The 26,384-nt window shown below is 53.5% G+C and carries 19 protein-coding genes; 15 read left to right on the top strand and 4 right to left on the bottom strand.

Annotated features, from left to right (window positions below):
* Positions 1 to 112: 112 nt before the first annotated feature.
* Genes H581_RS0105380 through H581_RS0105350 form a run of 7 tightly spaced genes read left to right on the top strand, consistent with a single transcriptional unit; the run spans position 113 to position 6,719 of the window.
* A complete protein-coding gene (locus tag H581_RS0105380; protein ID WP_028609127.1) occupies positions 113 to 1,111 on the top strand; it encodes an ABC transporter permease in 999 nt (332 codons plus the stop codon).
* 3 nt (positions 1,112 to 1,114) lie between these two features.
* Positions 1,115 to 2,254, top strand: coding sequence for an ABC transporter permease (locus H581_RS0105375; protein ID WP_028609126.1), 1,140 nt, complete (start codon positions 1,115 to 1,117; stop codon positions 2,252 to 2,254).
* A 33-nt stretch (positions 2,255 to 2,287) separates the two neighbouring features.
* Positions 2,288 to 3,331, top strand: coding sequence for an ABC transporter ATP-binding protein (locus tag H581_RS0105370; RefSeq protein ID WP_028609125.1), 1,044 nt, complete (start codon positions 2,288 to 2,290; stop codon positions 3,329 to 3,331).
* Positions 3,332 to 3,333: 2 nt separating this feature from the next.
* Positions 3,334 to 4,371, top strand: coding sequence for an ABC transporter ATP-binding protein (locus H581_RS0105365; protein WP_028609124.1), 1,038 nt, complete (start codon positions 3,334 to 3,336; stop codon positions 4,369 to 4,371).
* Entirely contained in the window at positions 4,343 to 4,918 is a 576-nt protein-coding gene (locus H581_RS0105360) for an HAD family hydrolase (RefSeq protein ID WP_028609123.1), read from the top strand. Before H581_RS0105365 ends, H581_RS0105360 begins: the two co-directional genes overlap by 29 nt.
* Before the next feature lie 19 nt (positions 4,919 to 4,937).
* Entirely contained in the window at positions 4,938 to 5,963 is a 1,026-nt protein-coding gene (locus H581_RS0105355; protein WP_028609122.1) for a LacI family DNA-binding transcriptional regulator, read from the top strand.
* Between the two features lie 27 nt (positions 5,964 to 5,990).
* Entirely contained in the window at positions 5,991 to 6,719 is a 729-nt protein-coding gene (locus H581_RS0105350; protein ID WP_028609121.1) for an MgtC/SapB family protein, read from the top strand.
* A 177-nt stretch (positions 6,720 to 6,896) separates the two neighbouring features.
* Here the strand turns inward: H581_RS0105350 and H581_RS0105345 are convergent, their stop codons facing one another.
* Together H581_RS0105345 and H581_RS33155 are read right to left on the bottom strand one after the other, a co-directional pair.
* Positions 6,897 to 8,168, bottom strand: coding sequence for a response regulator (locus H581_RS0105345; RefSeq protein WP_028609120.1), 1,272 nt, complete (start codon positions 8,166 to 8,168; stop codon positions 6,897 to 6,899).
* Positions 8,165 to 9,994, bottom strand: a complete 1,830-nt coding sequence (locus tag H581_RS33155) for a sensor histidine kinase (protein WP_036717837.1) — start codon at positions 9,992 to 9,994, stop codon at positions 8,165 to 8,167. The genes H581_RS0105345 and H581_RS33155 overlap by 4 nt, the downstream gene beginning before the upstream one ends.
* A 132-nt stretch (positions 9,995 to 10,126) precedes the next feature.
* On the opposite strand from H581_RS33155, the gene H581_RS0105335 reads away from it, so the two are divergent.
* The 3 genes from H581_RS0105335 (at position 10,127) to H581_RS0105325 (ending at position 13,283) form a co-directional block, all read left to right on the top strand.
* The gene (locus H581_RS0105335) at positions 10,127 to 11,017 is read left to right on the top strand and encodes a carbohydrate ABC transporter permease (protein WP_036717834.1); all 891 of its coding nucleotides are present in this window, start codon (positions 10,127 to 10,129) and stop codon (positions 11,015 to 11,017) included.
* Positions 11,017 to 11,853: a carbohydrate ABC transporter permease gene (locus H581_RS0105330; RefSeq protein ID WP_028609118.1), complete on the top strand. Its 837-nt coding sequence runs from the start codon at positions 11,017 to 11,019 to the stop codon at positions 11,851 to 11,853. The genes H581_RS0105335 and H581_RS0105330 overlap by 1 nt, the downstream gene beginning before the upstream one ends.
* A gap of 110 nt (positions 11,854 to 11,963) precedes the next feature.
* Positions 11,964 to 13,283, top strand: a complete 1,320-nt coding sequence (locus tag H581_RS0105325; RefSeq protein ID WP_028609117.1) for an ABC transporter substrate-binding protein — start codon at positions 11,964 to 11,966, stop codon at positions 13,281 to 13,283.
* A gap of 65 nt (positions 13,284 to 13,348) precedes the next feature.
* Here H581_RS0105325 and H581_RS0105320 read toward each other — a convergent pair whose 3' ends face one another.
* Entirely contained in the window at positions 13,349 to 14,227 is an 879-nt protein-coding gene (locus tag H581_RS0105320; RefSeq protein WP_028609116.1) for a carbohydrate ABC transporter permease, read from the bottom strand.
* A gap of 25 nt (positions 14,228 to 14,252) precedes the next feature.
* Positions 14,253 to 15,200, bottom strand: coding sequence for an ABC transporter permease (locus tag H581_RS0105315; RefSeq protein ID WP_084134475.1), 948 nt, complete (start codon positions 15,198 to 15,200; stop codon positions 14,253 to 14,255).
* A 174-nt stretch (positions 15,201 to 15,374) separates the two neighbouring features.
* Here H581_RS0105315 and H581_RS33150 point away from each other — a divergent pair, with 174 nt between their 5' ends.
* The 5 genes from H581_RS33150 (at position 15,375) to H581_RS36270 (ending at position 26,335) form a co-directional block, all read left to right on the top strand.
* The gene (locus H581_RS33150; RefSeq protein WP_036717830.1) at positions 15,375 to 17,126 is read left to right on the top strand and encodes a cache domain-containing sensor histidine kinase; all 1,752 of its coding nucleotides are present in this window, start codon (positions 15,375 to 15,377) and stop codon (positions 17,124 to 17,126) included.
* Positions 17,104 to 18,717 carry a response regulator gene (locus tag H581_RS0105305; RefSeq protein WP_028609114.1) on the top strand — a complete coding sequence of 538 codons (1,614 nt, stop codon included), beginning with the start codon at positions 17,104 to 17,106 and terminating at the stop codon, positions 18,715 to 18,717. The genes H581_RS33150 and H581_RS0105305 overlap by 23 nt, the downstream gene beginning before the upstream one ends.
* A gap of 116 nt (positions 18,718 to 18,833) precedes the next feature.
* A complete protein-coding gene (locus H581_RS0105300; RefSeq protein ID WP_028609113.1) occupies positions 18,834 to 20,546 on the top strand; it encodes a type 2 periplasmic-binding domain-containing protein in 1,713 nt (570 codons plus the stop codon).
* Between the two features lie 143 nt (positions 20,547 to 20,689).
* Positions 20,690 to 21,781 (top strand): SurA N-terminal domain-containing protein, encoded by a 1,092-nt coding sequence (locus tag H581_RS0105295; protein ID WP_028609112.1) that lies wholly within the window; start codon positions 20,690 to 20,692, stop codon positions 21,779 to 21,781.
* A 135-nt stretch (positions 21,782 to 21,916) separates the two neighbouring features.
* A complete protein-coding gene (locus H581_RS36270; RefSeq protein ID WP_245599932.1) occupies positions 21,917 to 26,335 on the top strand; it encodes a beta-xylosidase family glycoside hydrolase in 4,419 nt (1,472 codons plus the stop codon).
* Positions 26,336 to 26,384 lie beyond the last annotated feature (49 nt).

Below are 26,384 nucleotides of genomic sequence, written 5' to 3'. Positions count from 1 at the left end.
ATTTCACTTGCGTGCCAATAGAAGGCGGAGCATCGGCTCCCCCTCTATTGGCGGCATGTTCATTCCAAAGGCATTCGTGTTCCGAATGGTCATGGGGAGGGGAGGATAAGAGATGCTGCAGTACACGTTGAAGCGAATTCTGCTGGTCATCCCTGTCGTGGTTTTTATATCCGTCATCGTGTTCTACATCATTCAGCTTCCGCCCGGCGATTACGTATCCAATTACGCGGCAGAAATGTCCGTCGCGGGCGAAGTGTTTACGCAAGAAGACATGGATGCGATGCGAGCGGATCTGGGGCTGGACCGCCCCGTTTACGAACAATACTTCATCTGGATCAAGGACATCGTCGTGCACGGAGATTTCGGCTTCTCCTTTAACTACAACAAGCCCGTTCTAGCCGTCATTGAGCAATATATGGGACTAACGCTGACCGTCTCCCTGGTCACAATGGCATTTCAATACCTCGTCGCGATTCCGATCGGTATCTACTGCGCGGTCAAGCAGTATTCCATAGGGGACTATTTCTTCTCGGGCCTGAGCTTTCTGGGGATGGCGACCCCGCATTTCCTGATGGCCGTCATTCTCATGTTTCTGTCCTACACGTGGTTCGGAGATCCCTTGCTCGGCTTGTTCTCCGCCGAGTACGTGAATGCGGAGTGGTCGATGGCCAAGATGATCGATCTGGCGAAGCATATGGTCATCCCCGTCATCGTTATCGGGTTGTCCGGGACGGCGGATCTGATCCGCGTTATGCGGGGCCAGATGCTGGATGAGCTGAATAAGCCGAATGTGGTTACGGCGAGAGCGAAAGGCCTGTCCGAGCGGAAAATCTTGTTCAAGTACCCGACGCGCGCGGCGCTGAACCCGATTGTCAGCACGTTCGGATGGTCGCTGACCTCGATCTTCACCGGGTCTACGATTACGGCGATCGTCTTGAATTTGCCGATTCAAGGACCGGTCATGTTTAATGCCCTATTAGGGCAGGACATGTATCTGGCGGGCACATGGCTGCTGTTCATGGCTCTGCTGACGGTACTGGGAACTTTGATTTCGGACATTCTGCTCGCGTGGCTTGATCCAAAAATCCGTACAGAGTTCAGGGGAACGTAGCCTATGAAACTACTACCGGTATTCGGAAAGTCAACAGTCGTTAAGCCGGCCGGAAGCAATGATGTCAATTACAGCTCGCAATGGCGGCTCATGTACCTGAGGTTTAAAAAGCACAAATTGGCGCGGGTCAGCCTATTCGTTCTGGCTCTTCTATATATGGGAGCGTTGTTTGCCCAATTCCTTGCACCCTACGGGCTGCAAAATTACGACAGCAAATACGTGAACGCGCCTCCGATGAAGCTGCGTTTCGTCGACGCGGAGGGGAAATTCCATATCCGGCCCTTCGTCTACGAATTAAAGTCGGCGCGGGATCCGGAGACGATGCGCAAAATTTTTACGTCCGACACGGAGAAACGGTATCCGCTGCAATTTTTTGTGAAAGGAGAAAGCTATAAGTTTCTCGGTCTCGTTCCTGCGACAACGCGTCTGATCGGGGTCGAGGTGCCCGGACGCATCTTCCTGCTCGGCACGGACGCGCTCGGGCGAGATCTGCTCTCCCGCATTTTGTTGGGAAGCCAGGTTTCATTAAGCATTCCCCTCGTAGGGGTGGGGATCAGCTTCGTCTTAGGCTTGATCATCGGCGGCGTATCCGGTTATTTCGGAGGCTGGCTGGATTCCGTCATTCAGCGGATCATCGAGATCATTCGTTCCTTTCCGACGCTGCCGCTATGGATGGCTTTATCCGCCGCGATCCCTCCGCGCATTCCGGTCGTCAGGATGTATATTTACATCGTCATCATATTCGCCTTCATTGAATGGACGGGTTTGGCGAGGGTCGTGAGAGGCAAGTTTATTTCCTTGAAAAACGAAGATTACGTCGTTGCCGCCAAAATTGCCGGCGTCGGCGATGCGAAGATTATTGTAAAGCATCTGCTGCCGGGTTTCATTAGTTACCTGGTCGTCGCCACGACATTGGCGATTCCCGGCATGATTCTCGCCGAGACAGCCATGAGCTTCCTTGGGCTCGGCATTCGTTCTCCGGCTACCAGCTGGGGCGTACTGCTGCAGGAGGCCCAACAGATCGATAATATTGCATTGTATCCGTGGAAAATCATTCCGCTCGGCACGGTCATCCTCACCGTCTTAACCTTCAACTTTCTGGGCGACGGCTTGCGCGATGCCGCGGATCCATACAAAAGGTAGTTCAAAATTCAAGGTCATAGCGAGGGGATACATATGACAGCAGAGGCCGTTCAAACGCAGCAGCCGCTTCTCCGTGTTCGGGACCTGAAGATTCGGATTCAGATGGATAACGGGGTCATGAACGCCGTGGACGGAGTGGATTTCGAGATCAGGAAAGGGAAAACATTAGGTCTTGTAGGTGAGTCCGGCTGCGGCAAAAGCCTGACCAGCCGGGCCCTCCTCAGCATCAATCCCAAAGAATGCGAGACGTCGGGGACGGTCGCGTACCTGTCCTCGTCAGAGCCGGGGGCGGCAGGCAAGCCGTTAAACCTTCTATCGCTGGATCCGAACGGCAGGCAGATCCGCTCCATCCGCGGCCGCAAGATTGCCATGATCTTTCAAGAGCCGATGACGGCTTTCTCGCCGATGTATACGATCGGGAACCAGATCACGGAAGCGATTCTGATTCACCGTACCAGGAACAAGAAGGAAGCCAAGAAGATCGCGCTCGAGATGCTGAGCAAAGTAGGGATATCGGATCAGGAGAAGAGATTCGACCAATATCCGCATGAATTCTCGGGCGGCATGCGCCAGCGGGCAATGATCTCGATGGCCTTATCCTGCAATCCCGAGCTGCTTATCGCCGATGAGCCGACAACGGCGCTGGACGTGACCATTCAAGCCCAAGTGCTGGAGCTGATGAAGACGCTGCAGCAGGAATTCGGCATGGCGATCCTGCTCGTGACGCATGATCTCGGCATCATCGCGGAAATGTGCGACGAAGTGGCCGTCATGTATCTCGGCAAGATCGTCGAGCAGGCGCCCGTGAAGGAAATTTTCCATAACCCTAAGCATCCGTATACGAAAGGCTTGCTGAGATCGATGCCAAGGCTTGGCGGTAATAAGTCGAAGCGGCTGGATTCCATCGAAGGCGCCGTGCCGATTCCGGTCAATATGCCTCCGATGTGCGGGTTCTACGAACGCTGCAAGGATCGGATGGAAGGCATATGCAATGCGCAGTCCGTGCCTGCAACACAAATTTCCGGCAGTCATACGGTCAGGTGCTTCCTGTACTCGGACCAGCATGGAGGAGAATAGCGATGGCGAAGCCCATTCTGGAGGTTAAAAATCTCAATAAGGATTTCAAAGTAAAGTCCCGGAAGGCGTTGTTCGCCAAACCGAATGCCGTGCGGGTGCTGCAAGATATCTCCTTCCAACTGCGGGAAGGGGAAACGCTGAGCATCGTCGGAGAATCGGGCTGCGGCAAAACGACGCTGGGCAGATGCATCGTGAGAGGCATGAGTGCCTCCTCCGGCGAGGTGCTCTATCGCACGGAAGAGGGAGTGGCCGTCGATTTCCTGAAGCTGAAGGGGACCGAATCGAAGAGGTTCAGAAAAGATATTCAGATGATTTTCCAGGACCCCTACTCCTCGCTGAGTCCGCGAATGAGCGTATTCGACATTATTTCCGAACCTTTGATCGCCAACTTCAAGCTGTCCAAATCGGAAGTGGAGGAGAAGGTATCGGCCATTGCGGAGAAAACGGGGTTAAATGTCAGCTACCTTAAACGTTATCCGCATGCCTTCTCCGGCGGGCAAAGACAGCGGATCGCCATTGCGAGGGCGCTGATTACCCAGCCCAGGCTGATCGTATGCGATGAAGCGGTGTCCGCGCTGGACGTGTCGATTCAAGCCCAAATCATTAACCTGTTAAAGGATCTGCAGGAGCAGTTCAAGATCACGTATATTTTCATCTCGCACGATCTGTCGATCGTGGAGAACATATCGGACCGGGTAGCGGTGATGCACTTGGGCAGAGTCGTGGAGCTGGCAGCCGTCGATTCCATGTTCAAGCAGCCCGGACATCCCTACACCGAGGCGCTTCTCTCCGCCGTTCCGCAGCCGGACCCGGATCTGAAGAAGACCCGGATCATTCTGGAGGGCGAGGTGCCGAATCCCGCGAATCCGCCAAGCGGCTGCCACTTCCATCCGCGCTGCGCGTATAAGACGGAGAGGTGCATCAAGGAAGTGCCGGCATTGAGGGAGGTCGGAGACCATCATTTTGCGGCCTGCCATTATGCAGACGAATTGACATTAAGGGGTGCAAGGAATGAACAGGGAACAGGCGATGGGCAATGAAACGAAGGAACTGATTATTTTCCTCGATTGCGGGGATACGATTATTGACGAAGGCACGGAGATTCGCGACGAACAAGGCACGGTCATTCAAGGCCGGGTCATTCCGGGAGCCGATACGATGGTTAAGACGCTTGCGGAGCGCGGGTACAGGCTGGCGATCGTAGCCGACGGGACGGCGCAGTCCTTCAAGAATCTGTTGACGATGAACGGCCTTTACGATTATTTCGAGGTCTTGATCTACTCCGAGCAGATAAGGGTCGATAAGCCGAATCCGCGTATGTTCAAGGCGGCTATGGGCGCGATGGAGCTCGGCGAGCAGGACCGCGGCCGGATCATCATGGTCGGCAATAATCTGTCGCGGGATGTCAAGGGTGCGAATCAGGTCGGCATGACCAGCGTGCATTTGAACTGGACGTCCCGTTATCCGAAGACGCCGGCCGATCCGCTGGAACAGCCGGATTATACGATCGGCGAGCCGCTGGAGCTTGTGGAATTGGCGGAACGGCTGAATGAAGAGCTTCTTGCGAATAAGTTGATCCGGCCTTGAAAGGATGTAGCGTCTAGCCATGGCGAAAATCGATGATGTCGCGCGCCTCGCCGGCGTGTCCAAAGGAACCGTCTCCAACGTGTTCAGCCAGAAGAGGCCGGCCAGCAAGACAGTGACGGAGAGGGTGCTTAAGGCGTCCAGGGAATTGAATTACGTCCCGAATCATATCGCAAGAAGCTTGGTGACGAAGAAGACGATGGCAATCGGGCTAACCATTCCGCACGGCAACTTTTTCTTCAGCGCGTTTCATAACCAATTCATCAACGGCGTCGTGCTGGAGGCTTCCCGATTCGGCTACCGGGTGCTGCTCGATATGCTTCCCGCACAGGAGGTGAAGACGCCTTCACTGGCCAGTTATCCGATCGACGGCGCGATCGTGCTCGGGCCGACGGAGGAGGACGAGAGGATCAATCTGCTCCATCAGAACGGCATTCCCTTCGTTACGGTCGGCAAAATCTTTAATTCGCAGGTAGAGTCGGCGCCTACGGTAAACAATGATAATGCCCGGATCCTGCATGATATCTGCGATTATTTGATCGGAAAGGGACATGCGAACATCATGTTCCTGAATGCGAATGAACGGATGACCGTGTCCATAGAACGAAAAACGGCTTTCTTCGAAGCATTGGCGAAGCATCGGATCGCCCTGCGGGAGCATATGCTTCATTATAAGCCTTCGGTTCATTCGGAGGACTACTTAAATTACGGCTATGAGGAGACGCGCCGCGTGATCGGGGAGATGGGGGAGCGGGTTACGGCCATTATCGCAGACGATGACCGCACGGCGTTCAGCGCGATGAATGCGATCAAGGATATAGGTCTTCGCATCCCTGAGGATATTTCCCTGTTCGTCATTTGCGGTGATCTTTCCATGATGCACCGGACGGCGCCTCCCTTAACCGGCATGGATCTGCAGCCCTCCGAGCTGGGCGTACAATCCGTTAGGCTGCTCATGCATAAGCTGGGTGCCTGCGAGGGCGATTATCAGGACAATATGGTCATAAGCAGCACAATCGTAGAGGGGGATTCCTGTTCTACGATCTAACTCCAGCTTCCGCAGAGGATGAGGACGATGGAACTTCTGCACTACGATCCAAGCGTATGGCAAATCGGATTAACGGAAATGGCTCTGCGACTGCTGATGGCGCTCGGACTAGGCGGGCTGATTGGCCTGGAAAGAGAACTTGGCGGACATTCCGCGGGGTTTCGGACGCATATTCTCGTCTGTCTGGGGTCCGCCGTCATTGTTCTGTTATCGATTTACGGGTTCGCGGATTTCGCGTCGGAGCCGAATGTCCGATTGGATCCGGCGCGGTTAGCCGCACAGGTCATCAGCGGCGTCGGATTCCTCGGTGCCGGTACCATTATGCGCAACGGGTTCGGCGTGAGCGGACTGACGACGGCAGCTTCGTTGTGGGTATCGGCGGCGATCGGTCTCGCGGCGGGCGCGGGCTTCTACGTTGGCGCGGTTATTGCGACTTTGCTGGTGGTAATCAGCTTGTTTGCGCTGAACAAGCTTGAGAAACGGTTTTCGAGAGGGAAGATGCTGCACGAGCTTAAGATCACGGTGGACAAAAACTCCTCTGGGCTGAATTACGTATTGAAATATCTCAACACCAACGGCATGCAGATTAACAAAATTGCGGTGGACAACGAGGTCGATACGGGTAAGAAAGGAAGTTATCTAACCTTGCGTATTCATCTTAAACTCAAGAAATCGATCCCCTTTGAGGAGACCATCGCTTCGCTCGCTTTCATTGACGGGGTGATCGGCTTCGAGTCGGGCCCAGACACGCTGTAGTCTTCGACCTACTAGAATAAGGGAATGTAACTTGTTGGAACAACCGTGACAGCTGCTCATACAGGCTGCGGCGTAAGCCCGGACAATACTTAGTGAATTGACCTGAGAAACCGCCTGGACTATTTTGTCCGGCGGTTTCTCTCTATTTGTTGTCGCAGGAACCAGGTCGTCCGGAAATTAAGCCTTGTGCGCATTGCGATATTCTTTTGGCGTACAGCCGTTCAACTTTTTAAATACCCTGCTGAAGTATTTCTCGTCTTGATAGCCGACCATCCCGGCGACCTGGGAAATCTTTAAGCTGGGGTTCAATAAATATAGTTTTGCCTTCTCCATTCGGATTTGTTCCAGATACTCCGAAATGTTGACTCCGGTTTTTTGTTTAAACCGCCTGGAGATATATTCCCGGCTCAAGAAAAATTGATTAGCGATATGCTGCAGGGGCAGATCGGTGTTGTAATGGCTCTCCATGTATTTCTGGATTTCGGCAATGACGTTGCGCTCTGTTTGCATCTGAAAGTCGCCGAATTCCCCGGACATGTAAATCCGGCTGTCCGCCGCATCGCGATTCCGCTGCTGCAGCGCGTTTTTTGCATCTTGGTATGCCTGCTGAACATCCTGAGGGAACGGCCTTGCGGTGCCGATCCCGATATCGAACCGCGCTCCGAGCGTGTCTTGAAACGCTTGGTTGATGACGTTCACTTGATCTTTCAACCCGTCCAGGTTGCTCCAATGCAGGAGAACAATCTCCTCCTCGCTGGCCCAGTAGCGGAAAGCAAAGCCGATGCGCGGGTTTCGGAGAAAGTCATTGCAAATATTCGTTAACGAGAAAAACAATAAATCTCTGTGGTTTTTGTATTTCGCCTGAATCGACTCGTCCTCCACGCGCAAACTGATTACCGAGCAGCTGCAGATGCTTGCCGTACCGAGCTCGGGAAACTCGCTCCGAATTTCGGAGAGCTTCTTTCCGTCCGTGTTTGGATATTGGATGAAGTCGGTAAATATTTTCTCCCAATAGATCGGTTTTAATAAATTTACTTCAATTTTGCGGCTTTGCTGCTCATGGCGGGTTACGTCTTCCTCCGTCCGGAGCGTAACCGCCTGTTTCACGGCCGACAGCAGCTGATCGGCATCAATTGGCTTTAAAATATAATCGATGCCGCCCGCCGTCATCGAATGGCGGACCAGACGGAAATCGTCGTGCCCGCTGATCACGATCGTTTTGCTGCCCGGCGCGTGTTCTTGAATCCAGGTCAGCAGCTCGCAGCCGTCCATTCCCGGCATCATCATGTCGGTAAATATGATTTCGGGCTTCCACGACTGAATGACCTCAATTGCCGCCTTGCCGTCCGAAGCTTCCCTGATCTCCCGGATCCCGAACGACTCCCAATCGACAAGCAGGTGAATCGCCTCTCTTACATGCCGTTCGTCGTCTACGATGAGCGCCTTCATGTCGCTTTCTCCCCCTCACTCATAGGAATGGCCATACTCACAATAAATCCGCCGTCAACGTTTTCCTTCAACGTCATCGATGAATGGTTGTTGAAAAACAAACGAAGGCGCATCAAGACGTTCGCAAGTCCGATATGCTCTTCCTGCGGCGTCGCAACCGCGTTATCCGGTCGATTCAACTGTGCTTTCAGCAGACTCCTCCGCTCCGGATCGATTCCCCGGCCATTGTCCTCTACGCTGATCCGAAGCGTCTCGTCCGGCGATTTCTCGCAACGAACGACGATCGTTATGGGCACATCGGATTGCTTGATTCCGTGTTTAAATACATTCTCCACAAGCGGCTGTATAATCATCTTCGGAATTTCGATTCCTTCCGCATCGGGCTCGACGAGAAAATGGACGTCCAGATTATCGCCAAACCTTTGCTTCTGCAGCTCCGCATACGCTTTGACATGTTCGATTTCCTTGATCAAGGGAACGACCGATTCTTCCGTGTTCATATGATAGCGCATCAGCTTGCCGAGGGACGAGATGAGCGTGTACAATTTACGGTCTTGATGCTTGAGCGCCAAGGTTCCTATCGATTGCAAGGCGTTGTTTAGAAAATGCGGGTGAATTTGCGCCTGCAGCGCCTTCAGCTGATTGGTCTTATTGGCGATTTCAAGCCGGTATTCCCGCAGAATCAAATGATTGATTTGTTCCATGAGCTGCCGGAACCGCTGAGCCAAGATACCGATCTCATCCTTGCTTCTGATCGGAATGTCGACTTCCAGGTTACCGGACTTCATGGCGTGAATCGAATGAAGGAGCCGCTTGATCGGCTTCGTAATCTGATACGAAATATACATGGTCATCAGGACGGTAATAAGGAGGAAGAACCCGAGAACGAGACTGTTAATACGCGTAATTTGCCTAGCCTCGCTGTACAGATGACGGTAAGGTATCCGCTTCACAATGGCCCAATTCATATAATTTGTCGTCAGCTTCTCGTATACGACAATTCCGTCGAAAGACTGCGATTGAAGCCGGAATTGTCCATGCTCGGCCCGATCCTCCAGCACGCGGTTCACCCAATCCTCCTGCAGCCCCGCGGCACCGATCTGCTCCTCGTAGGAGCTGAACACAACCTCGCCTTTCTCGTTCACGATCCATAGTTCTTCTTGACCGGAAGTATAGAGCATTTCGCTAATGGAACGGATATAGTCGAGGCTGATATCGATCGACAACCGTCCGATTTCACGTTCGGAAGGCACGTCGAAAATCGGACGGTGGAAAGATACGACGGTCTTTGGAAAATAATACGTAAACTTCTTCCGTTCGTCGACTCCATAAGCATGACTTAGATGGGAATACTGAATATATCCCGTTGGTTTCCATATTACGGACTCGTCTTCAGGCGATTTGACGTTCGTCTCATACCGGAGCAGCTCGTTTGCCAGCAGGTACGACCGGTTGCCTTCATTAAGATGCAGCCGTATCTGAAAGATATCCGCACTCGTCATCGCCATGCTCCGCAGCGTGGTGCCGACGACCGAACGCTCGTAATCATTATCGTTCTGGGAAGGTACGCCGTCCCGCAGAAGGCGAAACAACGCATCGCCGGCGTTTGCATCGTAATAAACGGAATTGTAAAGCTTATTAAAGAGTTCGAAGTAATTAATCAAGTTGGTCTTTCCTTGAAATAACAGCTTTGAATTGTCTTTGACTGCCTGTTCCGTAATCGTGGACGTCGTACGGTTATACGTTATCAGCATGGAAATGGAAATCGGCAAGACGGTGGCTGCCAATAACACGATCATCAATTTTTTGCGAAAGCTGCTTTTCATACCGCCCCTCCACATCAATATAATCCACCTAACACATCATTTCTCTCAGTGTACAGTCAATTCTTGTGCTTGTATACTACAACAACAGTCAAGTTTCGAAGGGATAGAAGAACGAGAGGAGCAAATGAACAGATGATTCAAACTCGACGAAAAAAATTAAGCGAATGGGTACAACAACTTTATTTTGTCGGACCGGCTCTTTTTTTCTTTGTTTTGATCGTGCTGATTCCGTTCGTCATGGGGATGTACTACTCCTTTACGAATTGGAACGGCGTTTCGAATGAAGTGACGTGGGTCGGATTGGATAACTTTATTAAAATCTTTACGGACGACGCGAATTTTGCCAACGCATTTGGCTTCACCGTGAAGTTTACGGTCACGGCGGTGTTGCTGACGAATGCGGTAGGCTTCGGCCTGGCGCTGCTGTTAACAAGGCAAATCCGTACAAGGAACGCCCTCCGGACGATTTTTTTCCTGCCTAACGTAATCGGGGGATTGCTGCTCGGCTTTATCTGGCAGTTCATCTTTACGAAGGGATTTTCCGCGGTCGGAGAGGCAACGGGCATCGGATTTTTCAACCTTCCTTGGCTTGGCGACGCGCAGACCGGATTTTGGGGCATCGTGATCGTCAGCGTCTGGCAGGGCGCCGGCTACTTAATGGTCATTTATATCGCCGGGCTGATTAATATACCGAACGAATTAATAGAAGCCGCAGATATCGACGGAGCGAATTTTTTGCAAAAGCTGAAAAATATTATCGTTCCCCTTATTATGCCGGCCGTTACCGTGTGCTTATTCTTGACCATCTCCAACTCCTTCAAGGTGTTCGATGTCGTGTATTCACTGACGCGCGGCGGTCCTTATAAATCGACGGAGCCCGTTACGATGGATATTTACTTTGAAGCTTTCACGAACAACCGCATGGGTCTCGGCGCGGCGAAAGCGCTCATCTTCTTCCTGGTTGTGGCGACGATCACGCTGATTCAAGTCGTGATTACGAAGCGAAAGGAGGTTCAAGCCTAATGGGTGCAGCGCGGGGATATACATTACGTACATTAGTGATCGAAATTGCTGCCATACTGTTGGCTTTGTTATTTCTGGTTCCGTTCTACTTCGTTCTCGTCAACTCGGTCAAGAGCTTCGCGGATCTGCTGATGAACTCGGCGGGACTGCCGAAGGAATTTGTCTGGACGAATTATCCGAAAGTCTGGAACGTTATCAACTACCCGAAGGCATTCCTGAATTCGCTGATCGTCACGGTGTTCGCCAACCTGGGCATCGCCGTATTCAGCTCGATGGCCGCTTACCGCTTGGTAAGGCATCCAAACAAGATCAACAATCTGATCTTCGGTTTGTTCGTTGCGGCGATGGTCATCCCGTTCCAGTCCATCATGATACCGCTTGTGAAAGTAGCGAATGTAGCGGGGTTGTTGAACTCGCTGCCGGGCTTAATTATTTGCTACTTCGGCTTCGGCATCTCGCTTGCTGCGTTTCTCTTCCACGGCTTCGTGAAGGCGATACCGCTTGAGATCGAGGAAGCCGCGATCGTAGACGGCGCATCGCCATACGGCGTATTCTGGCGGATTGTGTTTCCGCTGCTTAAGCCCATGACAGTCACGATCATTCTTTTAAACAGCTTATGGATCTGGAACGATTTTCTCTTGCCGTCGCTCGTCATACCCGATGCCAGCCTGCGAACGATCCCGCTCGCTACGAGCGCTTTTTTCGCACAGTATACGAAGCAATGGGATTTGGCTCTGGCCGGCTTGGTGTTAGGCGTCACGCCGATCGTGATCTTCTTCCTCTTCATGCAGCGGCATATCATCGAGGGAATCACGGCAGGCTCCGTTAAAGGCTGAAATGTTCCGCCTAAGAGGTCAATCCTATTGGTTTTGCCCTTGCATGCAGACTTATGTAATGGGGCGTGCAAAGGCATCCATATAAAAACTACATTATTTGGGAGGTCCACATGACAAAGAAATTAGCGTTAATCATGATGAGCTTGACACTTACATTCTCGGTACTAACAGCTTGCGGGGGCAATGTCAAAAACAACGATCAAGGCGCGCAGAATGATGCGAATACAACCGAGAAACCGCCGGCGGCAAACGGAGAGAAGAAGGTCGTAAAGATCTTCCAATTTAAAGTGGAAATCGCGGACGCGTTATCCCGCATGGAGAAAGAATATGAAGAAGCCTTTCCGAACATCGATCTCAAGATCGAAACCGTCGGCGGCGGCGCGGACTACGGCGCGGCGCTGAAAGCGAAATTCGCGTCCGGCGACGAACCGGATATATTCAATAACGGCGGTTGGAACGATGCGGTCGTATGGCAGGAAAAGATGGAAGACCTGTCGAACGAGCCATGGGCCGCGAACCTCATCGACGCGACAAAGCAACAAATCACGCTCGACGGCAAGCTGCTTGGCATGCCGATGAATACGGAAGGCTATGGCTATCTCTATAATAAAGCGTTATTTGAAAAAGCAGGCATTACGGAAGTGCCGAACACGCTCAGCGGACTTCGCGATGCGGCGCAGAAGCTGAAAGGCGCAGGCATTACGCCGTTCGAGAACGGCTACGGCGAATGGTGGATCCTCGGCATTCACAACTTTAACGTCGCTCTTGCCAATCAGCCTGATCCAACGGCGTTTGTCAAAGGCATCAAGGACGGATCGCAAACGTTCGCAAGCAACCCGATTTTCCAAGAATGGGTCAACCTCTTGGATACAACGATAGAATTCGGACAGAAGAACCCGCTTACGACGGACTACAATACGCAAGTGACGGAATTCGCAGCGGGCGGCGCGGCGATGATGCAGCAAGGCAACTGGACGCAAGTCCAGATAGACGGCGTGAACCCGGATCTTGACCTCGGCATCCTTCCCATGCCGATCAACGACGACGCCGCGATGAACGATAAAATTTTCGTTGGCGTTCCATCCAACTGGGTGGTCAACAACAAATCCGGAGTGAAACAAGAAGCGAAGGATTTCTTGAACTGGATGGTTACTTCCGATGCAGGCAAACGCTACATTGTAGACGAGTTTAAGTTCATTCCGGCTTTCAATAACATTCCGTTCACGTCGGAGAAATTGGGCGACATCGCAGCTTCCATCTCCGAGTACAGCAATGCCGGCAAGACGCTTCCTTGGATATGGGCGATGCTGCCGGACGGAAGCACGCAAGAGTTCGGCGCTTCCATGCAAGCGTACGTTAGCGGCAAGATGAACAAGGAACAGCTGCTCGAATCATTTGACAAGACGGTACAGAACTTGCTGAAGAAATAAGTCACTCACGAAACGAAGGCCGCCCTCGGGCGGCCTTTTGACTTCTTGCAACTTTGCAATACCGGCTACTCCTTCACCGACCCGAGCACGATGCCTTTGACAAAAAAGCGCTGCAGGAACGGATAGACGGCCAGAATCGGAAGCATGGCGATAAAGATCTGAGCGGCTTTGACGCTGCGGTTTGACAGCATTTCCAGATCCTCGAAATTGATGCCGGTTTTGCTCAAATCCAGCGCGACGACGATGGTCTGCAGCAGCGTAGCCAGCGGCCACTGATCCGGAGACCGCATGTATAACATGCCGTCGAACCAGTTGTTCCACTGCCCGACCATGGCGAACAAGGAAAGGGTCGCGATGGCCGGCATGGAAATCGGCAAATAAATCGACGTGAGAATCCGGAAGGAGGACGCCCCGTCCATAATGGCCGCCTCATCGAGCTCCTTCGGGAGCGCCCGGAAAAAGTTCATCATCAGGATGATATTCCAAACGTTAAGCAGATGCGGCAAAATGTAAACCCAGAACGAGCCGACCAGCCCGATCTTCTGATTCAACAGGTAATGAGGGATCAGTCCCGCGTCGAATATCATGATGATCAGGAAGAACCACACGTACAGGTTGCGCGGCTTGAAGTCGATGCTGCTCCTGGACAGAGGAAAGGCGGCCAGGACGGTTACGGTCATGGCAAGCGCCGTGCCGATCACGGTTCGCAGGACCGAGATTTGGATGGCGCGGATGAAGTTGTCGTTCTCGAACGTTTTCGCATAGCTTTCCAGGTTGAAACCGATCGGGAAGAACGTGACCAGATTCGCTTCGGCCGCGGATTTGCCGCTGAGGGAAACGGCGAAAATATGCAGCATCGGCAAAATGCATAGCAGCGACACCAACAGGAGAACAGTTACGTTGCTGTAATAAAACGCTTTGTAAGACGGATTTTTATAATACATGGGATGACCTCCACAGGATATTCATTTAAAACACGCGATAGTTGGTCCACTTGTAAGCACAGTAATAGCCGGCGCTGATCAGGACGAATCCGACCGCTGATTTAAATAAGCCGACGGCGGCAGCCAGGCTGTATTGCCCGTCCTGGAAGTTGCGGAATACGAACGTATCGATAATATCGCCCTTCTCCAGAACCAGCGGATTAATCAGGTTATAGATTTGGTCGAAGTTCGCGTTCAGCATATTGCCCAGCGACAGGGTGAATACGACGACCATGATCGGAAGCAGCGACGGCAGCGTGATATAGACGGTTTGCTTCCATCTTCCGGCCCCGTCGATTTCGGATGCTTCGTAAAGCTCCGGATTAATGCCGGACAGCGCGGCGAGGAAGACGATGGCGGAGAAGCCGAACTCCTTCCACAAATCGCTCACAATAACGGTTGTCCGGAACCAGCTCGCGTCTCCGAGGAACATGACCGGCTCCAGATGAAGCGCGGTGAACAGCCGGTTGACGATACCCTCCAGAGAAAGCACATCCAGCAATATTCCGCCTAATATGACCCACGACATGAAATGGGGCAAATATACGAATGTCTGAATCGACCGCTTTAATCCCATATGGCGGATTTCGTTAAGCAGCAGCGCGAACGTGACCGGCACGGCCAGACCGAATATGATTTTCAGCACGGAAATGATTAAGGTGTTCCAGATGACTTGCACGGAGCCGTGCATGGTGAAGATCAGCCGGAAGTTGTCCCAGCCGACCCATTCGGAGCCGGTGATCCCGAGCCAGGGCTTGAAATTCTCGAACGCCATCATAATTCCCGGCATGGGGGCGTATTTGAACACAAGCGCGGCCAGCACGGCGGGGAGCAGCATCAGATGCAGTCTCCACGTTTTGCGGAAATGCTGCTTTTTTTTCACGTTGAGTCTTGCCGGCGCTTTGGATGGTGATATAATGGCCGTATTCTTCATTCGATTTCCTCCTTCGGGCTTTCGCGCCATCGAAAGCTGCTTCGTTAGCTTCATACCGTGAGGTCTTCCGCTTCGGTGTATGATGTCATATCATTCATTCTAAGTTGGAAGCGTTTTTTTGTGTAGAATACATATTCAAGGTAGCTGTCAATATTTTAAGGGAGGTTATTGCCGGTGAAGCGGAACAGGCCCATTTTTCTGAAAATCAACCTTGTTATCCTTATTTTGTTAATCCCCGCCGTTATCCTGTACACCTATTTCAGCAGGACCAGCTTCGAGGTGATCGACAAACAGATGTCCGAATATAACGAGAGCCAGCTCTTGTTTCTCAAAAGCCAGATCGAATCGAATGCCGAACGCCTGTCCTTCTCCTCCAGCGTGCTCGCGCGCGATTCGTCCATCCTGGATCTGCAGCGGAGCCTATTGACCAAAGACTATTACGGGATGATCGATTTTCAAACGCAGGTGAAAGAAAAGCTGTATCTCCAAAGCTTCTCCAGCAACTGGACCAACTCGCTGTCCGTCTATTTGCCCGATATCGCAACCCGCATTTCGACCAATCCGAACGATAGCTACAACGAAAGCGACCTGGATGCGGCCGACAACGGGAAGTGGCGCTTTCAGCCGGGCAATGCTGGTGAGACGCCGTATTACCAGCTGTTTATATGGGACCCTTATTTTTCGAAAAACGGCTCCCTGACGGTTAACGCGGTGTTTGAAGTAAGGTTCGGTCTCGACAATATCCGTAAGATGCTGCAGCATTACAAGCTTGAGAGCCCAGGCAACAGCTTCCTGCTGACAAGCTCCGGCAGAGTCATTTCGAATTCCGCGGCGGGCGATGCGGGGTACGAGGCAGCGGGCGTTGTCCTGATGAAGGAGGGGTTGAGCGAAACCGGACACCGCAGCATGAAGATGGACGGGCAGCAAGCCTATGTGAGCTACGTCTGGCTCCCGGGGCTCGACGCCTGGCTGATCGATTACGTTCCGCTGAACGTGTTCCACGCACCGATTATCGAGAGCCGGAATTTGTTCTATATCAGTATGCTGGCGCTGATCATACTTGGCTTCGCAGCCTCCTGGCTGCTGTATCTTCATGTGCAAAAGCCGATTTCGTTTATTATCAAAGGACTGAAGCATTTTGAAATGGGGGATTATTCATACCGGATCGGTAAGCGGTTCCATAATGAATTCGATTATATGCTGCAGCGTTTCAACGATATGGGGAAAGAAATTCAGCATTTGATCCAAAATGTGTACGAGGAACAGAACCGCTCCCGGCTTGCCACGCTAAAGCAGCTGCAGTCGCAGATTAACCCGCATTTCCTGTACAACTGCTTGTCTTTCATTGCGGGCTGCGCCAAAGTCGGGCATACGGACACGATTAAGGAAATGGCTTACCATCTGGGCGGATATTACCGCTATACGACGCGCGTGGAGAATCAAATGCCGCTATTGAAGGAGGAGGCCGACCTGGTGCGTCATTACTTGCAAATTTATTCGTACCGGCTTGAGCGGATCGACTTTAATATCGATATCCCTTCGGACCTGATGGACGAGCCTGTGATGAGGCTGATTTTGCAGCCGGTCGTAGAAAATGCGGTTATGCACGGCATCGAACCGACACCGGGAAGGGGAACCGTTCTTGTCACGGGCCATCGCGAGTCCGGCTGGACGGTTCTCCGGATCGAAGACAGCGGTGGAGGGATGACCGGGCCCGAAATAGAGGCCTATATGCGCCGCCTGAATCAGCCGATGGATGAACATACCGGGTGCGGGCTTTGGAACGTCCATCAACGGTTAAAGCAGAGGTTCGGCGACGGCGCGGGCATTTCCATCGAGCCGTCGAAGCGGCTGTCCGGCCTATGCGTCGCGCTTCGTTGGAAGTCGGAGAGGAGAGATGACGATGCTGCAGCTATTGCTAGTTGATGATGAGCCGGTTATTTTGCAAAGCATGGTCGCGAACGATTGGGCCGGCATCGGGATCGGAGAAGTCTATCGGGCGGCGTCTGGCCTGGAGGCGGCGGAAATATTGAAGAACACTCCGATCGATATCGTCGTGACGGATATCCGGATGCCGGGAATGGACGGATTGCAGCTGTGCAAGCATATCCGCGAGCATTACCCGCGCACGAAGTCGATTCTGCTGTCAGGCTATGGAGAGTTCGAATATGCGCGTCAGGCGATTATGTACGGTACGGTAAGCTATCTGCTTAAGCCGGTCAAGGACGAAGAGCTGATGGAGGAGGTTTCCCGAGTCCGGACGTTTATTTTGCAGGAGTGGGAGGAGGTAGGTTCCCTCGGGCGGGCCAGGCAGACCTTTCACGAACACTTGCCGTTATTAAAGGCGAATTTATTGCATGAGCTGCTGTCGGGCGCCCCGATACCAGTACCCGAATTGGCCGGGAAGCTGAACGAGTACGGATTGCCTATTGAGGCCGGAGCGGCTTGCTCGCTGATGCTGCTCCGGCTGGAGGAAGGATTCGGACAATCGGCGGCGGATGCCATGCTGTATGATTTCGCCGTCCGCAATATCGCATGCGAAATAGTGGAAGCGGATTATAATGTCTGGACCTGCAAGGATTCATTCGGTTATCTCTGTATTCTTCTGCAGGACAAAGAGAAGGGCGGTTCAGCGCATAGGGGGATCGACAAAGCTTTGGATAAAGCGGCCCATGATTTGCAGTTGAAAATAACCGTTCTGCTGAAAGGGCATTTATCCGTGCTGATCAGCGGACGGGGCCTCTTCCCGAAGGAGCTTGCGGATCTCTACCGCAAATCATTGAATGAATTCCGGAAGGTCCCCCGGAGCGACCGGGGAGTCATCATCCGTTCCGTGGAGCCGCGGACGCAGTCCCGTTCGCTGGACGCTTTGTACAGCCCGCCCGGTTTTCAGCAGCTGCTGGAAGCCGGACGATGGGCAGATGCCCGGAAGAAAATAGGCGACGTGTTCGAGGAAATGAGAAGCAAGAAGCTCGACACCGAAGAGCATATGACGGAAGTGGTCTATACGCTGATGAACGCCTTTTATTACATCGCCCACCTGCAGGGCAAGACGCTGCTCGAGCTGTCGGGCTGGGAGGCGGACATGACGGCGGATCCGAGGACGTTCAGCCTGCCGGAACGGGTAATGGAATGGGCGGACAAAGCGCTTGCGGGAATGGAGGCGGGGAGTATCCGTGAAAGCAAGGACGGCAAAAACCAGCTGATCTCTCGAATTCACCGTTTTATCGAAGAGCGCATCGCCGATGATGTATCGCTCCAGACGATAGCCGATCACGTCGGCCTGCACCCGGTTTATTTGTCCTCGCTGTACAAGCAGGAGACGAAGGAGAATATCAGCGACTTCATTATGCGCTACCGGATGGAGAAAGCGGGTGTGCTGCTCCGCACGACGGATATTAAAATCTATGAGCTCGCAAGCCAATTGGGGTTCCAGAATCCGCCTTATTTCAGCAAATTGTTCAAACATTATTACAGAGTGACCCCGCAGGAATACAGAGAGCGGCATGTCACTTGAACCTTAACAATTTCCTATATCATCTTAAAACTTTATCTCTTACCCGGCTATTAGCGCTGTAATAAGATAAGGATGCAGTCATTACAGCCTTAAAAAAGGGAGGATCTGAAACGAATATGAGAAAGAAGCTGACTTTGCTTGCGCTTACGGCTTCGCTGTTGTTCTCCATCACGGCAGCCTGCTCCAACAGCCCGGATAAGGGAGGAGGGGCGGCTTCCGGCAAACCGGCGGAACAAACGCAGGCGCCTTCGGAACAGAAGGAAGACAACGCGGAGGCCATTCAGAACGGGACGTTCAAGTTTGACCCGCCGGTAACGCTCACAACGGTGAAAGCGACCGACTCCACCATGACGTTCAAAAACGGGGAAACGATGGAGAACAACGTCCATACCCAATGGGCGCACGATCAGCTGGGCATCGACATTAAACACCTGTGGCAGGTGCCCGGCGAGCAGTTCAATACGAAGATCAGGCTGATGCTGACGGCGAACGAATCGCTGCCCGACGTGTTGACGACGCAGGATATGACGCTGCTCGACGAACTGATTCAATCCGGCAAATATAGAGATATTACGGCGGATTTCGAGAAATATGCGTCGCCCAAGATCAAGCAGATCTATAACTCGAATGAGCTCAACTGGAGCCAGGTCACTTACGGCGGAGAGAAAATGGCGCTTCCGAACTTCGCGAATGCCGGAAATGACAACGCTGTCATGTGGGTCAGGCAGGATTGGCTCGATGAGCTTGGCCTGGAAGCCCCTAAAACCTTTGAAGAGCTGGAAGCATTAATGAAGGCATTCCTGGACAAGAAGCCGGGCGGCACCGACAATATTATCCCGCTGGGTGCAAGTCTCGGTTCCGGCGGCTCTTCCCCGAATCCGTTCACAAGCTGGCTGGGAGAAACCTCATGGGTGTTCGGAGCTTACGGCACCATACCGTACCAATGGCTGGAGCAAGACGGCGAGCTGGTGCACGGATCGACGCTGCCGGCGATGAAGGACGGTCTCGCTAAGCTGAAAGACTGGTACGACAAAGGTTATCTTTCGAAGGAAGCCGGCCTGCACGACGAGAATAAGCTGGCCGAATTAATAGCGCAAGGACGCGTCGGGATCGTTATGTCCCCTTACTGGATGGGCGGCTGGCCGACCTCCGATCTGAAGAAAAATGTGGAGGGCGCGGAGATGAAGCCTTATCCCCTGCCGACGCTGAACGGCAAAGTTGCGGCACGCGACACGACATACTTACGCGGCGGCATGCTGGTGAAGAAGGACTTCGAGCACGTCGACGCGTTGTTCCTGTACCTGAACCGGATCTTTACCTTCGTCAATGCGGAAGAAGGAAGCGAGTTCGAGCAAGGCTGGCACAAGGATTATGATTATACGATCAAAGCGGACGGAACCAGATCTGTAGACGAGAAGGATATTCCGGGCGGTAAGGTAAGCCCGGCCAAATATTTGCTGATGGAGCCGAAGGATCCCTTCTCGGGACTGGCTACCAGCGCGAAGCTAAGCAGAGGGGTAGCGCCGGTAACGCCGGCCGAGAAACGAGCGGCGGCAGGCATTCCCGAAAATTTGAAGGCGGCGGAAATCGTCGATGACGGCTGGAAGGCGGGAATTTACGTCCCGCAAGCCTATACGGGGGCGAATACGCCGTCGATGCAATCCAAAGGCGGCATCCTTGTCAAATTGGAAGGCGACACGTTTATCAGCATGATCTACAACAAAAAGCCGATTGAAGAATTCGATAAATTCGTAGAGGAATGGAAAAGCCTCGGCGGGAGCGATATCACCAAAGAAGTGAATGATTGGTACCGGAAAGCGAAGCAATAAGCTTGATTTCGGCCCGCTGAAACCAGCGGGCCTTTTCGTGGGCTTATATGACGGGGAATCTTAACATTTTCCTATACTATCTTAAAACTTTATCTCTTACCCTGATGTAAGCGCTGTAATAAGATGAAGGCGGAGGGATGCAGATGAAGCTGAAAGGGATGCTGGGGATCGGTCTTGCGCCGCTCCTGATTGCCGGTGCCGTTGTCTATCAAACTTCAATAGGATCCGCTTCGGACCGGCTTCCCGTCGCCGAGGTGAACGGCAGCCCGGTGTCGGCGCCGGAATTCGGGAGAGAGCTGGAACGGCAGCGGGCTTCGGTCGTCGACTACTTCCACCGGACGCACGGGGCGGAATACGGCAACGGCTTCTGGAAAGCCGATTACGATGGCGAGAATCCGGAAGAAACGGCGAAGGAAATGGCGCTGGAGAAGCTGGTGAAGGTGAAGGCCGAATTGGAGCTGGCGAAACGGGAGGGATTAATCGCGGGAACCTCCTATGACGATTTGCTCCGCGAGATGGAGAAGGAGAACAAACGCAGGCAAGCGGCGATAGAAGCGAATCAGCCGATCTATGGTCCCGGGCGGATGGACGAGAGCTCATTTATAAACTATTACATGAGCAATCTGCGGATCAGGCTGAAGGAGAAGCTGGCCGAGGATGAGCTGAAGGTGACCGACGAGGAGCTGAAGCGGCATTATGAGCTCGTGAAGGATACGCTGTTCGCGGGTGAAGACCGAATTAAGTTTCAGAAGCTCTCGATTCCGTACAAGCAGGATGAGTTCGGCAACGGCACCGTCGATCAACGCAAGCAAGCGGCCGAAGAACGGCTGAGTGCCGTCAAGCTGCTCCTGGATGAAGGCATGGAGCCGGAGGAAGCGGCTTTGCAAGTGGAGGATGACGGCGAAGCGCCCCTCATCCGGTATACGGAAGAGGAATTTAACGCCGAAACGGCAGGCACGTATTTCAAATCGCAACCGGCGCTTTATTCCATTCTCGAGGACCGCCTGCAGGCCGGCCAGGTCACCCCGGCATTTCATGAAGCCGCGCAGGGCGAATACGTCCTCATTAAGATAACCGAGAGGGAAGCGGCCGGGCACATCGGCTTTGAGGGAAATGAGAGCGTCGTTTGGACCAGTTATATGGAGGATGCCTATGCCGCTTATTTGAACAAACTCATCGAGGAGGCGGTGGTTACGGTCCATCAGGATGAATGGGATAAGGTGAAGCTTCAATAAGGCCGATCTTGAAAGCGGTTACTTTTCGCTGAATGAAAGGAATCGTTAAACTTGTGCCGCCAGGCAGGACGGCGTGAGCCGTTTTCACTTGGATAGAAGACCAAATACGAAAAGGAGGCAATTTGTGTGAAGATAATGAAGAGATTCAGGTTTATGAGCGTGTTTCTGGCCATCGCCGTATTGGCGGCCAGCATCGTGACGGGGACCGCACCGGCAACCGTTCAGGCGGCAGCGGGATCGGGAACGGTATATTATATCGACTCGCTGAACGGGGACGATACGTCTGCCGGAACGGCTCCCGCCTCGGCATGGAAGACGCTGGAGAAAGTGAACGGCACGGTGTTTCAACCGGGCGACAGCATTTTGTTCAAGACGGGCGGCGTATGGACAGGTACGCTGTCTCCCCAGGGCTCGGGTACAGAAGGGAATCCCATTACGATCGACAGCTATGGAGACGGCCCTAAACCGTTGATCGCGGGAGCAGGCGCGAACGCCGCGGTATACTTTTACAATCAGGAGCAGTGGGAGGTCCGCAATCTCGAAATTACCAACAACGCGGCGACGCCGGCGGCGCGCAGGGGCATTCATGTCGACGGCAGCAGCGGAACGTGGACCAATCCCAAGGTGTATAAGCATTTCCTGTTTGAAAATTTGGAGATCCATCATGTCAAAGGACAGGTTTCCTCCGACTACGCCCATAACGGCGGGATCATCGTCTGGGGAACGAATTGGGACTATCACGTATCGGATGTCGTGGTTAGAAACAGCAAAATTTATTCGCTCGACAGCGTAGGCGTCTACATCTACGGCGCACAGAAGCAGTATTCCTCCGGCTTCCGGGTAACGGGCAACGTGATCTACGATATCGCCGCTGACGGCGCCTTCATCCTGGACAGCACCGGGGGCTTGATCGAGAACAATGTCGTGTACGATACGCATTTGAGGGCCAGCGGCTATCATGTGCCTTTATGGGTGTTTTCGAACAAAAATTCGGTCATTCAATTTAACGAGGTTTACAACACGGCGCCGGGCGGCGATGCCATGGCCTATGACGCGGATTACAAGAGCGACGGCACCGTCATCCAATACAACTACAGCCATAACAATGCGGGCGGCGCTTTCCTGGTCGTGAATGACGGCACGGTGGCGAGCAACGCCAACACGAATACGACGATCCGGTACAACATTAGCCAGAACGACAGCGGCGCCGTGTTTAACTTCAGCGGAACGCCGGATACGACGCATATTTATAACAATACCGTCTATTTGCCCAAATACTCGAATGCCAAGGTCGTCGATTATTTGAATTGGGGCGGTTACGCCAAGAACACGTTCTTCTACAACAATCTCATCTATAATTTGGGTTCGGGCGGATACAGCTTCGGCGGGAGCACCAATAATGTGTTCGAGAACAATCTGTTCTACGGCAATCATCCGGCCAGCGAACCGGCGGATCCTTACAAAATAACGGCAGATCCGATGCTCGCCTCGCCGGGCTCCGGCGGGATCGGCAAGGATACCGTGATCGGCTACCAGCTGCTCTCGACCTCTCCGGCCATCGGAGCGGGCAAGCTGATCGCGGGCAACGGCGGCCGGGACTACTTCGGCAATCCGGTGCCTGCGGATACGGCGCCGAATATCGGCGCTTACGAAGGCCCGGGGCTTGACCCGAACAACCTTCCGCCGCTGCCCGAGCCTCCGCAAGAGGAGAACCTGCTGAAAAATCCCGGCTTCGAAACAGGGGATTTCACCAGCTGGCCGATCCATTACAACGGGGTCACTATCGAAACCGGCAATGCCCATACCGGAAATTATGCCGCCAAGCTGACGGGAGCTACCGCGGGGGCGGAGCAGACGGTCACCGGTCTGTACCCGAATACGATTTACAAATTGTATGCTTACGGCAAAAGCGCAGGCGGCGGCGGTGCGGTATTCGGCGTCAAAAACTATGGCGGCACCGCCAAAGACGTTCATATCTCCGGAACCGGGTACACCCGCAAAGAGCTTACGTTTACGACGGGCAGCACCCAGACAAGCGCGCTCATCTACTTGTATAAAGGCGGCGGAAGCGGGGACGTTTATTTCGACGACCTGGAATTGTTCCAATTCAGCGCAGCGCCGGGCGGACCGACAGGCCCGATATTCACGGAAGGATCGAACGATGAGTTCAACGCGCCCGAGCTGAACGGGCAATGGAACTGGATCAGGGAGAACAACGCCAACTGGTCGCTGAGCGCAAAGCCCGGCTCGATGCGAATCGTCAGCGAAGCGGGCGATATCGTGGACGGCGGGGCGACGGCGAGAAATATTTTGCTGACCGGCGCGCCGGAAGGGGATTGGATGATTGAGACGAAGATGGACGGCAAGCCTTCATCCAGATGGTCGCAGGGCGGGTTGATCGTCTATGTGGACGACACCACGTATTTCCGGATGACGCGTCTGTACGGCGACGGTAATCAAATCCAATTCACGAAGCAGATCAATTCGGTTCGCGAGCATGTCGAGATTGCGGATCCGATCGCGTCAACGGAATTGTATCTGCGCATTGTCAAATACGGCAGCACCTACAGCGGCTATTATTCGGCTGACGGCGTTGCTTACACCCAGGTATGGACCACGCAGACCGCTAATCTCGCCGATCCGAAAATCGGCCTGATCGTATGCGCGGGAACGGGCCTTACCGCGGATTTCGATTATTTCCATATTATAACGGAAGGAATCGAACCGCCGCCTTCGCCGACCCCAACGCCAACGCCGACACCGGTGCCTGTAAGCGGGGTTACGCTGAATAAATCCGCTTTAAGCCTGAGGGTTGGCGAGACCTCCGCGCTGACGGCTTCCGTCCTGCCGGCCAATGCGGCTAATAAAGCGGTAACCTGGAGCACGGACAATGCTGCCGCAGCGACTGTCGATGCTAATGGGAATGTAACGGCGGCAGGACTAGGTACAGCCGTGATTACCGTGACGACGGCCGACGGCGCCAAGACGGCGATATGTACCGTTCAAGTGGTGTCCGTCAACAATTTATTAGCCAACCCCGGGTTTGAGACCGGAGACTTCACGGGGTGGAACACGCATTTTAATCAGTCGGCCATCGTGAATTCGAATGCGCGGACGGGGACGTATGCGGCCAGACTGTCTACAAGGTACGGGGGCATTGAGCAGCGGGTAACCGGGTTGACGCCGAATACGACCTACACGCTATCGGCATGGGCCAAGACGGCGGGCGACGGCTCCGGGGAGTTCGGAGTGCGGGATTTCGGCAGCTACGAACGGACGGTATTCGTACAAGCCACAGATGTGGAGTACACGCGGAAGGAATACACCTTCACAACGGGAAGCGCGAACACAGCCGCTACCATATTCATGTACAAACGCTCCGCTGCGGGCGAGGTTTATTTTGACGATTTTGAGCTGATACAGAAAAATCCGTCGCCGTCGGCTACACCGACACCAACACCAACACCAACACCGACGCCAACACCAACACCAACGCCAACACCAACACCAACGCCAACACCAACACCAACTGCAACACCGAGTCAGACGCCAACTGTGACACCAACGCCAGATACGATGCCGCCCGTGCTCACGCCGCCGGATGACCTGACCGTCGAGGCGACCGGGTTTAGAACAACCGTCGATATCGGAACGGCGGCCGCGTCCGATGAATCCCCGGTAACGGTTACCAGCGATGCGCCTGCCGACTTTCCGCTCGGAACGACAACCGTAACCTGGACCGCGGCGGACAGCTTCGGCAATATCAGTACGGCGCGGCAGAGCATCGCCGTCACGGATACGACGGCTCCTCAAGTGACGGCACCGTCTAATAAAACCGTCACAGCAACAGCGAAGATGACCGCCGTTACCTTGGATGAAGCAACTGCAGCTGACTTGGTAGACGGCACGGTGGCGGTTACGAATGACGCTCCGTTGCTTTATCCGGTAGGAGATACCGTCGTCGCGTTCTCTGCCAGAGACAGCAGCGGGAACGTTTCGGTCTCAACTATAACGGTAACCGTATTGAATGCCGCACCTGTGCTGGCACCGCCCGGGAATCAGACGGTTAAGGAAGGAAAGAAGCTGGAGTTTGTCCTTCAGGCGGCAGACCCGAATGAGGATGCGGTCACTTACAGCGCAAGCAATCTCCCAGCCGGGGCGGTATTCGATTCGGCAGCCGCGAAGCTGACATGGACGCCGGGCTTTACGCAATCCGGAACCTACACCGTCGTTATGGGCGCCGGTGACGGGGAGCTGGAAGCTAGCGAGAGCGTAACGATCGTCGTCCAGGACGTATCGCTTGCCGAGCTGGTGAAAGAATTAATCGATTATATCCGACAGCACATCGAATCATCCGTTCAACAGGAACTGGCGGTCAATCTGCTGAACATCACGGAGAAAGCTAAGAAAGGCGGCGACCACGCGGCGCTTAGCATGCTGCGGGCCTTCGTGAACAGCGTGGAGGCGCAGAGAGGGAAGAAGATTACCGACGGGCAGGCGGATATTTTGCTGCAGTTAGCCGCAGATATCGAAGCCGTCATGAGGCAGAGCTAACTCATAGGCATCGGAAACGAAGAAGAAGGCCGCGTCGTACGGCCTTCTT

The sequence above is a fragment of the Paenibacillus harenae DSM 16969 genome (genome assembly GCF_000422465.1).
GTDB classification, from domain to species: Bacteria; Bacillota; Bacilli; order Paenibacillales; family Paenibacillaceae; genus Pristimantibacillus; species Pristimantibacillus harenae.
The sequence above is the reverse complement of the archived record's forward strand: the minus strand, read 5'-3'. Positions and strand labels throughout refer to the sequence as shown.

Coding starts and splice junctions, on each gene's coding strand:
- H581_RS0105380 (WP_028609127.1), top strand. CDS start 113: ATGCTGCAGTACACGTTGAAGCGAATTCTGCTGGTCATCCCTGTCGTG.
- H581_RS0105375 (WP_028609126.1), top strand. CDS start 1,115: ATGAAACTACTACCGGTATTCGGAAAGTCAACAGTCGTTAAGCCGGCC.
- H581_RS0105370 (WP_028609125.1), top strand. CDS start 2,288: ATGACAGCAGAGGCCGTTCAAACGCAGCAGCCGCTTCTCCGTGTTCGG.
- H581_RS0105365 (WP_028609124.1), top strand. CDS start 3,334: ATGGCGAAGCCCATTCTGGAGGTTAAAAATCTCAATAAGGATTTCAAA.
- H581_RS0105360 (WP_028609123.1), top strand. CDS start 4,343: ATGAACAGGGAACAGGCGATGGGCAATGAAACGAAGGAACTGATTATT.
- H581_RS0105355 (WP_028609122.1), top strand. CDS start 4,938: ATGGCGAAAATCGATGATGTCGCGCGCCTCGCCGGCGTGTCCAAAGGA.
- H581_RS0105350 (WP_028609121.1), top strand. CDS start 5,991: ATGGAACTTCTGCACTACGATCCAAGCGTATGGCAAATCGGATTAACG.
- H581_RS0105345 (WP_028609120.1), bottom strand. CDS start 8,168: ATGAAGGCGCTCATCGTAGACGACGAACGGCATGTAAGAGAGGCGATT.
- H581_RS33155 (WP_036717837.1), bottom strand. CDS start 9,994: ATGAAAAGCAGCTTTCGCAAAAAATTGATGATCGTGTTATTGGCAGCC.
- H581_RS0105335 (WP_036717834.1), top strand. CDS start 10,127: ATGATTCAAACTCGACGAAAAAAATTAAGCGAATGGGTACAACAACTT.
- H581_RS0105330 (WP_028609118.1), top strand. CDS start 11,017: ATGGGTGCAGCGCGGGGATATACATTACGTACATTAGTGATCGAAATT.
- H581_RS0105325 (WP_028609117.1), top strand. CDS start 11,964: ATGACAAAGAAATTAGCGTTAATCATGATGAGCTTGACACTTACATTC.
- H581_RS0105320 (WP_028609116.1), bottom strand. CDS start 14,227: ATGTATTATAAAAATCCGTCTTACAAAGCGTTTTATTACAGCAACGTA.
- H581_RS0105315 (WP_084134475.1), bottom strand. CDS start 15,200: ATGAAGAATACGGCCATTATATCACCATCCAAAGCGCCGGCAAGACTC.
- H581_RS0105305 (WP_028609114.1), top strand. CDS start 17,104: ATGCTGCAGCTATTGCTAGTTGATGATGAGCCGGTTATTTTGCAAAGC.
- H581_RS0105300 (WP_028609113.1), top strand. CDS start 18,834: ATGAGAAAGAAGCTGACTTTGCTTGCGCTTACGGCTTCGCTGTTGTTC.
- H581_RS0105295 (WP_028609112.1), top strand. CDS start 20,690: ATGAAGCTGAAAGGGATGCTGGGGATCGGTCTTGCGCCGCTCCTGATT.
- H581_RS36270 (WP_245599932.1), top strand. CDS start 21,917: ATGAAGAGATTCAGGTTTATGAGCGTGTTTCTGGCCATCGCCGTATTG.